The organism is Deinococcus sp. YIM 77859 (genome assembly GCF_000745175.1).
Taxonomy (GTDB): domain Bacteria; phylum Deinococcota; class Deinococci; order Deinococcales; family Deinococcaceae; genus Deinococcus.
In genome coordinates this window covers 1,517,520-1,527,500 of sequence record NZ_JQNI01000002.1, presented here as the reverse complement: position 1 = coordinate 1,527,500, position 9,981 = coordinate 1,517,520, and the positions used below count along the sequence as shown (strand labels likewise).

The 9,981-nt window shown below is 66.0% G+C and carries 9 protein-coding genes (1 of these 9 cut by a window edge); 4 read left to right on the top strand and 5 right to left on the bottom strand.

All coding sequences use genetic code 11. The features are described from left to right. The 3 genes from EI73_RS07525 to EI73_RS07515 all read left to right on the top strand — a co-directional run. Nucleotides 1–2,645: the 3' portion of an S-layer homology domain-containing protein gene (locus EI73_RS07525; RefSeq protein ID WP_034385651.1), read on the top strand. It extends 136 nt beyond the left edge of the window; the window shows 2,645 of its 2,781 coding nt (coding positions 137–2,781); its start codon lies beyond the left edge, outside the window; its stop codon occupies nucleotides 2,643–2,645. Between the two features lie 67 nt (nucleotides 2,646–2,712). Next, nucleotides 2,713–3,666 carry a manganese-dependent inorganic pyrophosphatase gene (locus tag EI73_RS07520; RefSeq protein WP_034385649.1) on the top strand — a complete coding sequence of 318 codons (954 nt, stop codon included), beginning with the start codon at nucleotides 2,713–2,715 and terminating at the stop codon, nucleotides 3,664–3,666. Nucleotides 3,667–3,711: 45 nt separating this feature from the next. After that, nucleotides 3,712–4,956, top strand: coding sequence for a folylpolyglutamate synthase/dihydrofolate synthase family protein (locus EI73_RS07515; protein ID WP_051935445.1), 1,245 nt, complete (start codon nucleotides 3,712–3,714; stop codon nucleotides 4,954–4,956). Nucleotides 4,957–5,005: 49 nt separating this feature from the next. Here EI73_RS07515 and EI73_RS07510 read toward each other — a convergent pair whose 3' ends face one another. Next, on the bottom strand, nucleotides 5,006–5,257 hold the full coding sequence (locus EI73_RS07510) for a hypothetical protein (RefSeq protein WP_034385646.1): 252 nt from the start codon (nucleotides 5,255–5,257) through the stop codon (nucleotides 5,006–5,008). Nucleotides 5,258–5,520: 263 nt separating this feature from the next. Here EI73_RS07510 and EI73_RS07505 point away from each other — a divergent pair, with 263 nt between their 5' ends. Further along, on the top strand, nucleotides 5,521–5,910 hold the full coding sequence (locus EI73_RS07505; RefSeq protein WP_034385639.1) for a helix-turn-helix domain-containing protein: 390 nt from the start codon (nucleotides 5,521–5,523) through the stop codon (nucleotides 5,908–5,910). 40 nt (nucleotides 5,911–5,950) lie between these two features. Here the strand turns inward: EI73_RS07505 and EI73_RS07500 are convergent, their stop codons facing one another. From EI73_RS07500 to EI73_RS07485, 4 genes are read right to left on the bottom strand one after another with little or no spacing between them, the layout of a single operon-like run. After that, a complete protein-coding gene (locus EI73_RS07500; RefSeq protein WP_051935444.1) occupies nucleotides 5,951–7,489 on the bottom strand; it encodes a hypothetical protein in 1,539 nt (512 codons plus the stop codon). A 9-nt stretch (nucleotides 7,490–7,498) separates the two neighbouring features. Beyond that, nucleotides 7,499–8,023, bottom strand: a complete 525-nt coding sequence (gene moaC / locus EI73_RS07495; RefSeq protein WP_369699457.1) for a cyclic pyranopterin monophosphate synthase MoaC — start codon at nucleotides 8,021–8,023, stop codon at nucleotides 7,499–7,501. Next, entirely contained in the window at nucleotides 8,020–8,622 is a 603-nt protein-coding gene (locus EI73_RS07490; RefSeq protein ID WP_034387898.1) for a DUF177 domain-containing protein, read from the bottom strand. Before EI73_RS07490 ends, moaC begins: the two co-directional genes overlap by 4 nt. Nucleotides 8,623–8,671: 49 nt before the next feature. Next, a complete protein-coding gene (locus EI73_RS07485) occupies nucleotides 8,672–9,730 on the bottom strand; it encodes a glucose-1-phosphate thymidylyltransferase (RefSeq protein WP_034385629.1) in 1,059 nt (352 codons plus the stop codon). Between the last annotated feature and the right edge of the window lie 251 nt (nucleotides 9,731–9,981).

The following is a 9,981-nucleotide window of genomic DNA, read 5'->3' as shown; positions in this document are numbered from 1 at the left end:
TCACCGATGTGCCTGCCGGTCACTGGGCCACGGACGCCATTCAGCGCCTTGTCAGCCGCGGGATCATCCTGGGTTACCCGGACGGTACCTTCCGCGGCACCCAGAACCTGACCCGTTACGAGGCCGCCGTGATCATCGCGCGTCTCCTTGACCAGATCCGCACCGAGGGTGTGCCCAGCGGCGTCACCGCTGAGGATCTGACGGCGCTGCAGAACGCCATTCAGGAGCTGGCTGCCGACCTGACGGCCCTGGGTGTGCGCGTCAGCGACCTGGAAGAGAACGCGGTGAGCCGTGACGACTTTGCGCGTCTGGAGGCCCGTGTTGAGGAGCTTGCGGGCGCTCAGGGCGACGAGGCTGCCCTGGCTGGCCTGCGCACCCAGATCGATGAGCTGACGGCCCGAGTGGATGAGTTCGAGACGCTGCGTGCCGATGTCGAGGACAACGCAAGCAGCATCGCTGCGCTGAACGACCTCACCGTTCTGCTGAATCAGGACATCCTGAACCTCCAAGACCGCGTGAGCGCTCTGGAAAGTGCCCAGGCGGACTTCGTGCAGCGTGCTGACTTTGACGCGCTGGCTGGTCGCGTGAGCGGTGTGGAAACCCGCGTCACCAACCTGGAGAACGCGCCCAAGTTCAGCATTGGCGGCACCATCAGCGCCACCTACGGGCGCCTGGGCCTGACGCAGGGCACCACGAACTTCGACGTGGACCGCCTGGTGCGTCAGACGGGCGTTGACTTCGGTGACGGCGACGTGACCACCACGGATACCGACGACACCGATACCGACGTGAGCCTGACCTTTGGCGTGCGGGCCTCCAACCTGACGACGGCCAACGGGAACCTCATCATCAACAGTGCGGGCATTGACTTCGGTGTGAACAACGAGTTTGGGTTTGGCGAGGGCGACGGTGCGGGGAACATCACGCCCTACGTCGCTGCGGCGAACGCGCAGGGCACGCTGAATGGTCAGGCCTTCTCGGTGAAGTACGACGGCGAGTTCAGCCGCTTCTTCTTCAACGACTACCTCTTTAACAACGACAATGATGACTTTGCCGTGTACCGCCGCGGCATCGTCGCCGACATCAACGCGACCCAGCTCCCCTTCCGGCCCAAGCTAACGGTCGTGATCGGCAATGCCACGGGCAATGATGACGCGACGCCGCCGATTCGGGGTAATTACTTCGGTGTCCGTGCCCAGGTGCAGGCCACTTCTAACCCCGCCAGCGTGCTGGGCATCGCCTATGCTCAGGACACTGGCGACGCGACCGGCACCGGCCGCAGTGCGTTTGGCGTGGACTGGAACCTCACGGGCGGCCTGTTTGGCCCTGTGACCCTCAAGGGTGCCTACGTGGCGAGCATTCCCAATACGGCCCCTTCGTTCATCGGTGGCGGCAATGCTCAGGCCACCTGGGCAGCCCGCGACCAGGCGTTCTACACCAACGCCACAGCCAACCTGGGTGTGCTGCGGCTCGGTGCAAACTTCCGCGCCATCGATCCCCAGTTTGCCAACGGTGAGGCGGGCATGTCCGCTGACCAGTCCGAGGCCAATGGCATCAGCAGCTACGGCCTGCCCTACGAGGCGAACCAGGTGGGGTACGGTGCCGGTGTGGGCACGACCCTCGGCCCGATCAACCTCGCGGCCTTTGGCGACACCCGCACGCCCTATCTGGCGAACGACCCCAACTTCGTGCGCCGCACCAACTTTGGCGTGAGCGCTGGGGTGAACCTGGCGGGCCTGAGCCTGACTGGCTTCTACAACCGCAGCACGGTGGATAACGCGGTTGTGCATGCTGACACTCAATTGAACCAGGCGACGGGTGCTCAGTACTTCGCGTACAACGGTGCAACGCCCTACATGGGCGTCGCCAACGTGCCCTTTGCCTACTCCAGCACCTTCGGTGCAGTGCTGCGCCACGACGGCACGGCCAGCAACGCCCTGGTGCGGGGCCTCAACTTCACGGTCGCCGACGCGTACTTCTACGATGACCGCGTCAACGACTTCCAGGTGTACGGCAACTACCGTGGCACGCTGGGCGGCGTGACTATCGAGCCCTTTGCCCGCTACCACCTGCTGACCACGCCGGGTGACGCGGTCGTGACCGACAACGGCCAGACCGTGCAGACCTACAACACCGTCAAGTACGGTGTGCGCCTGAGTACCCAGCCGTTGAACATCGTGCTGCGCCCCAGCCTCAGCTTCAGCGTGGCCAACCGCATCAGCAACCTCGGGCGCGGCATCGCGGTGAATAGCGGCACGGCCACCGAGCTGTTCGGCCAGGCGGCGCTCACGTTCAACGAGTTCATCGCTCCCAACACCAAGGCGACCCTCGGCTACGCCTACTACCAGGGCTTCAATGTCAGCAGCGGCTGCGGCACCGGCGTCACTGTGGGCAGCAGCTCCAGCGCGGCCAGCGCCACCTACAGCCCCAGCGCCGACCGCTTCTACTGCAGCCCCTTCGGCTACGCTACGCCCTACAGCGGTGACAACTTCGGCACGGTGGCTGGGATCACCCAGGGCGTCTTCACCAACGTGACCTGGAACGGCCTGGGCCTGAACTACGGCATCTTCCGTCACACCAACCTGAACAACAACACCAGCAGCGTTGCTCAGGGCTTCAAGGTCAGCTACACCGTCCGCTTCTAAAGCCTCTTCGCTCACGGGGACCCTGCGGGGTCCCTTTTTTTGCTCTCTACCCCTTAGAATCCTGCCTATGCTGGCTGTTTTCGGACATACCAACCCCGATACCGATGCAATCACCTCAGCCCTGGTTTACGCGCGGCTCCTGTCCCGCCAGGGCGTTGCGGCACAGGCCTACCGCCTGGGCGAGCTGAATTTCGAGACGCCCTTCGTGCTCCGCGAAGCGGGGGTGGACGCGCCGCCTCCGCTGCCCGAACTGGAGGCCGGGGCGCCGGTGGCGCTGGTTGATCACAACGAGAGCGCGCAGTCGGTGCCGAACCTGTCTGAACTGACGGTGACACGCGTGGTGGACCACCACAAGCTGGGGGACCTGACCACCGCCCAGCCCGCCTACCTGCGTTTTGAGCCGGTCGGCTGTACGGCCACCATCCTGCTCAAGCTGCACCGGGAAGCAGGGCTGCCGGTCGAGCGCACAGACGCGCGGCTGATGCTCAGCGCCATCCTGAGTGATACCCTGCATTTCCGTAGCCCGACCACCACGGCTGAAGATCGTGAGGCCGTCGCCTTCCTTGCCCCCATCGCGGAGGTGGAGGACGTGGAAGCCTACGCCCTGGCCATGTTCGCCGCCAAGAGTGACCTGGGGGACACACCTGCAGAGACGCTCCTGAAGATGGATTACAAGGTGTTTCCCTTCGGTGACCCGGCCAGCCCCCAGACGATGCAGCGCTGGGGCATCGGGGTCATTGAGACGACCAATCCCGCCTATGTGTTGGGCCGCCAGGAGGAACTGCTCAGGGCGATGGACCAGACACGTGCCGAGGAGGGCCTGAACGGCGTTCTGCTGTCTGTGGTGGACATTTTGAACGAGACAAACGTCACGCTGGTGCTCTCCGCCACCGAGGAGAAGGTCCTGCGCGAGGCATTCGGGGTGACGGTAGAGCATGGCCGGGCGGACCTGGGGCACCGGATCAGCCGCAAGAAGCAGATCGTGCCCACCCTGGAAGCGTACTTCACGCCGGAAAGCTGAGGAGGGGGCCACGCTGTTCCCGGCCTGCTCACCTATGCTGCTTACGTGAGCGATTTGGATTGGCTCTTTACTCGGCAGCGTTTCGGCGTTCACCCGGGGTTGACGCGGGTGCGGGCCCTCCTTTCGCGCCTAGGTCATCCGCAGCAGAACTTCCGAACGGTACTTGTTGGTGGCACGAACGGGAAGGGCAGCACGGCGGCGACGCTGGCTGCCATCCTCGGTGCGTCGGGTGAGCGCACGGGTCTTTTCACCAGTCCGCATCTGACGCGCTTCTCAGAGCGGTTTGTGGTGGACGGACAGGAACGCCCAGAGGAGGAAATCCTGGACGCGTTGGCGCGTTTGCGGCCGCAGGCAGAGGCGGCCGAGGCCTCCTTTTTCGAAATTGTGACGGCGCTGGGCTGCCTGCTGTTCGCCCGGGCGGGCGTCACCACCGCTGTGATGGAGGTCGGGCTAGGCGGCCGCTTGGACGCCACCAATGCCCTTGATCCTGCGCTGAGTGTCATCACCAACGTCGCGCTGGACCATACCGAGATTCTGGGGGAGACGCGGGCTGCGATTGCGCGTGAGAAAGCGGGCATCCTGCGAGCCGGCCAGCCGGCCGTGACCGGGGTCACAGCGGACCTCTTGCCTCTTTTGGAGACGCAGGGTGCGGACCTGTGGGCCCTGGGGCGGGACATACAGGTGGAGGCTAGGCCTCGGGGTTGGGAGGGTTGGGCGGTACAGCTCCGGTTGCCGCATACGGTCCTGACCTTTGACACCCCCCTTTTGGGGCCTCACGGGGCAAGGAATGCCGCCTTGGCTGCCGCGGCTGCCGCCCGCTTGGGGGTTGACGAAGCGGCTATCCAGACCGGCACGGCCGCAACGCGCTGGCCGGGCCGACTGGAGGTTCTGCCCTGGCGGGGCGGGCGTCTGCTGCTGGACGGGGCACACAACCCAGACGGGGCCGCGGCCCTGGGAGAGTCTCTGCGCGCGCTGGGGGTAGAACGGTTGCCGGTGGTCTTTGGTGCAGGGGCGGACAAGGACGTAGCAGGGGTGGCGGAGCTGTTACGTCCGCTCGCTTCGGAGGTGATCCTCACGCGCGCTGTGCTGAGCCCCCGTGCCGCAGCCCCCGCCGAGCTCGCGCCGCAGTTTGTCGGGCTACCCGTACGGCTCACCGACACACCCGCGTCAGCCTTGGAGCTGTTGCCGCCCGGCGGCATAGCTCTCGTCTGCGGCAGCCTGTACCTGATTGGAGAAGTGCGCCCCTTGCTGCTGGGGGAAACCGGGGAGCGGCGGGAACGCTGGCAGTGAACGCACGCTGCAACAGTGGGAACAAGCAGGGGCGACGAGCCCTCCGCTTCTACACCGCCTGGCGGCGCTCCGCCTGCGTGACCAGATAGGCCCGGACGGCACCCAGCCAGGCACGAACCAGATCGCTGTGGGGGTGCTGACGATCATGCAGGGCATTCAGGCCAAGGCTCAGGTGACGCTCAATTCGGCGGATGGCTCCAAGACCACCCTCGTTCTCGGCTTCGATCAAGGTGTTGAGAACAGTGGTGGGGTGGACGTACCCCACACGAATGCTCTCGGCGATACTGTCCAGTGCACGCATGGCTGACCCTCCAGGGGTTAAAGAGCTGGGAGTGCGGTAAAGCCCAAAGGTGGCATTGATGTTAGCAGGAGTGCCTTGTGAGAGGCAAGAAGAGATGCTCTTTATTCTGTATTGACCGTACCAGGGGGCGGTGTTACACTCCGAGCAAGGGTGTCGGATTCTGCCCACAGGCAAGCCTATTCCCGGGCGGCACGTGCGCTCCTGTCTCGGCCATGGAGCAAGCGGGAACGAACGAGGCAACGCCGCAGCCAAGGAGGTGAAAGATGAAACTGCACGAACGACTCCGCGAACTGCGCAGCGAACGCGGGCTGCGGCTCAAGGACGTGGCGGAAACTGCGGGGATCAGCGTGCCCTACCTCAGCGATCTGGAACGCGGGCGCACCAACCCCAGCCTGGAAACCCTGCAAACCCTCGCCGGGGCGTACGCGATCACCGTTCACGACCTGCTGGAGGGCGTCGAGTTCTACGGCACGTCGACCGAGGGAGCCTTGCCCAAAGGCCTGGCCGACCTGGTGGCCGATCCGGTGCTGGGCGGACAGATCACGCCCGATTGGATTCGTACCCTATCTCGCATTGAGCTGCGCGGCAAGCGCCCACGCGACAAGCAGGACTGGTACGAGATCTACCTGCACCTCAAGCGCATTCTGGGCTAAGCCAGGCCAAGGCGCTTTTCATGACGGCGGGCTGGAACCTTTATGTTTCAGCCCGCCGTTTGGCTGCTTGTTCTCTGTTCCGCGTCTGTTCTTCCCGGCCTGAGCGAGTCAGCAGCAGTGTCCCTGTGCCCCAAGCGCCGCCGACCAGCGCGGCACTCAGGGCCAGCGGCGGCACGGCCAGGCTGGCAGCGACTCCGATCAGACCCAGCAGCGCCCCCAGTACGTCTGGGGCGGGCAGGCGCAGGTGGCCAGCGGCGGTGCGCCCCACGTCGTAGGCGCTGACGCTGAGGCCGGTCGCGATCAGCAGCAGGGCAAAGGCGCTCGCGAGCAGCGCGGGCACCAGCAGTCCGGCCAGGGCCAGGCCCAACGCTGGGCCAATCAACACGGTCAGGGCCAACACGCCCAACGCGAGGGTGCGCAGGGGTGCCTGTCTCTGCCGGCCCGCGAGAACTGGGGCCGCCCCAGCGACGAACAACAGGAGCATCATGCCGCCCGTGAGCAACCCGAAGATCAGGCTCCAAGCTGCGCCGCCCAGCCATCCCAGCAGGGGGCGAAAGGCGGAGGCAGTCGCCAGGTTTAGTCCGGAGGGTGGGGCCGTTTGGAGGGCCGTGGCGTCACCAGAGGCGCGGCCCAGCAGCGTGTTGACTCGGCCGGCCACACTGGCCCCGGCCTCACGCCGCACGTCCCCGAAAAGCGTCACCACCTCGCCCTGCACGTAGGCGTCGTGGGCCAGCAGCACGTCTCCGCCCAGGGCGATGACGTTTCCCGCAACGCGCCCGTGAATAGTGACGTCGCGGCCCACACTGACGCCGCTGCGGCCAAAAGCCTGATACAGCGGCGGGAGTGAGAGGACCGCCGACAGCGCAAAGGCGGCCGCCCCAAAGCGCTGCACGGCCGGCGTGGGTCGCCAGGCGACCAGCAGGCTTGTGAGCAGCAGCAGCAGCAGCCCGGCACCTGCGACCGGCGAGACCTGCGCCACCAGGGCGCGCAGCACCAGCGCTCCCGCTGCCAGGTTGGGCCACGCACTGGTCAGGCCCAGCAGGGTCAAGCTGACCAGCAGCCCCGACACCAGCAGCAGGGGAGCAGGATGATGAGCGGGCTGGGGGGGAGGCGGTAACGTCTGTTCTGCCTCCCGCGCGATTCGTGCCGCCAGTGGACCCGCCACCGCTCGCGGTGGGGGCGGGGAGGGCCAGGCCAGCCGTCCTTCCCAGACCACCTCGGAGGCCACGGCGGGCGCGAGGCTGCGCGGCAGGGGGGGAGGAGCACCGAGCCAGCGGGCGGCTTGCACCTCGCCTGCAACCTCCCGCGCCACACTGCGGGGTGCTGGCGGCAGGGGCGCTTGACCGACCCGCGCGCTCCAGGCGATGTCGGCAGCTGTGGCAGACGCGAGGCTCTTCGGCAGCGGGGGTGCGGGCAGGGCCACCAGGGTCGCCGTCACCTGGGCCAGGCGCCCGCGGGTTTCGGTCACCTCGGGGTTCTTTGCCAGCATGGCAAGCTGCGCCTGCTCGGCCGGAGTGAGGTCACCCTCTGCCTCACGGTGCAGCAGATCCAGCCAGGGTTCACCCCGCTTCACGCCCATATGTTCCTTCTACGTTGAAGGGAGCCCAAAGGTTCCGCTGCCTGTTCGCTCGGCAGCGCGGTACTCACCGCTCTTGCCGCCCGTCTTGGCGAGGAGGCGGATGCCCGTGATCTCGATCGCCTTGCTTGCCGCCTTGAGCATGTCGTACACGTTGAGGGCGGCCAGCGTCACAGCGGTCAGGGCTTCCATCTCCACACCGGTCGGCGCGGTGGTGCGTACGGTCGCCACCACGTGCACCCCTTCTTCTTCCAGCCTGACCTGCACGTCTGCACCAGTCACAGGAACGGGGTGACACAGCAGAATCAGGTCCGCGGTGCGTTTGCTGCCGGCCAGCCCGGCCAAGCGTGCCACTGTCAGCGGGTCCCCTTTGGGGGTTGTTCCTGCCTCCAGCGCTGCCCGCGCTTCCGTAGGGAGGCGGACCCAGGCTTCTGCCGTCGCTGTGCGGGCAGTCACGGCCTTGTCCGTGACGTCCACCATACGGGGCAGGCCGTCCCGAAAATGGGTGAGTTCCGGCGTCTCCGGCGCCACGCTCAATCCTCCGGGAGCTTCAGGTCGCGCAGCGCGGCGAAGGGGTTTTGCCGGGCGTGCACCGTGCCTTCCGGGTTGCCCAGTTCGTCGTCGATCTTCTCGACGGGGACCTGGGCGCTGTGCTCACAGGGCCCTTCGTTGAGGTCGTGACCGCACACCTGGCACAGGCCCTTGCAGTCGGGGGCATGCAGCACGCTGAGGGGGGCGGCCAGCAGCGCCGTTTCCGCCAGGTACGCGCTGAGATCCAGGTCCGGGTCACCGAAGACAAGCACCTCTTCGCCCGATTCGGCTTCCTCCAGGAAGGGGGCATCCACCGCCGGGTCATAACGCAGCAGCGTGCCCAGCTTAAGCTGAAGGGGTACCTCCACCTCGCGCAGGCAGCGGGCACATTCCATCACCACCACCGGGTGAAAGTATCCCTGGAGGTACATCTCGTTGCCCCCCAGTGAATTGACATTCACGTCAAAGGGCGCCGGTCGAGCAAAGCGCAGGATCTGTTCCTGGCCGCCCTGTTCGTAGGTGAGGTGATCGAGTTCGCCGGTGGTGTGGGCGTCCGAGGACGTGCGCAGCAGCGAACCCAAGTGAATACGGGGCGCGTCGGTCATCTGGTTATGATAGGCCGCGGCGCCCCGCAACACCGCGCTCCCGGCACGGTCAGGCCAGCTCGATCGTGCTGGCGTCCGACAGAATGAGCTTGTGCGTCCGCGGAACTGTACGGCCACCGCGCACCTGGGCCCGCACGCCAATCAGACAATCTTGCAGGCGGGTATGGAGGCACTCGATACGCGCTTCAGCGTCCACGACGCTGTGTTCCACCTCAGCCTGCCGAATCACGCTGCCCGGCCCGACGCTGGTGAAGGGGCCGAGGTAGGCGTCCTCGATCACCACGCCCTCACCCAGCAGCACGGGTCCTACGATCTTGCTGCGCGTCACACGGGCAGATGCGGGAATCACCACTCGGCCCGTCACCTGCGAGTCAGCGACTTCGCCCTGTAGATCGGGCGTGATGCGCTCCAGCAGCAGGCGGTTGGCGTCCAGCAGATCGGCGGGGCGACCGGTATCTTTCCACCAGCCGCACACCCGCTGGCCCAACACCGTCCGACCACGCTCGATCAGGCCCTGGATCGCGTCGGTGATCTCGTACTCGCCCCGCGCTGAGGGCGGCATTCCGTCCAACACGTCAAAGACCTCGGGGGTAAAGCAGTACAGGCCTGCGACGGCCAGGTTGCTGGGCGGCACCTTGGGCTTTTCGACCAGCCGCGTGATGCGCTCGCCCTCCAGTTGCGCCACCCCAAAAGCCGTGGGGTCCGGCACTTCGACCAGGGCGATCACCGCTGCGGGGCTGTCCTGCTGAAAGCGTTCGATAAAGGGCGACACGCCGTGCTCGAACAGGTTGTCACCCAGATAGACGCAAAAGGGGTTTTGCCCCACCCATGCCCGCGCGGTCAGCACGGCGTGTCCCAACCCCAGCTGTTCATGCTGGTTGATAAGGGTCACGCGCGCTTCGGGCACCAGTTCAAGTGTCTGGGCAATCTCTTCGCGCGTGGCGTCCGACACGATGATGGCCACCTCGTGGATCCCGGCGTGCAGCAAGGTTCGCAAGGCGTGGACGATGATGGGTGCGCCGGCTACGGGGAGAACAGGCTTGGGCCGCGTGTAGGTGAGGGGACGCAACCGCGTGCCCAGCCCCGCAGCAGGAATAATGGCTTTCATGGGCCGCATTCTAGGAAGATCGGATGTCTCATGGGGCTGAGCCCTCCTTTACACATCCGCAGTCCCAGCGGCTGGGAAGGGCCGGTGGAGCAGAGGACATTCTGCTGCTGTGGGGACCAGCGACCTGGGTACACTGGGGTGAGGGAAGTTCTTTCCCGTTTACCATTGGAGTATTCATGAAGCAACAAGGCAGGACTCGAACTTGGATGCCGCCTCGCTCCTGTGCTGGGCGGGGCCGCATGACCACCGGA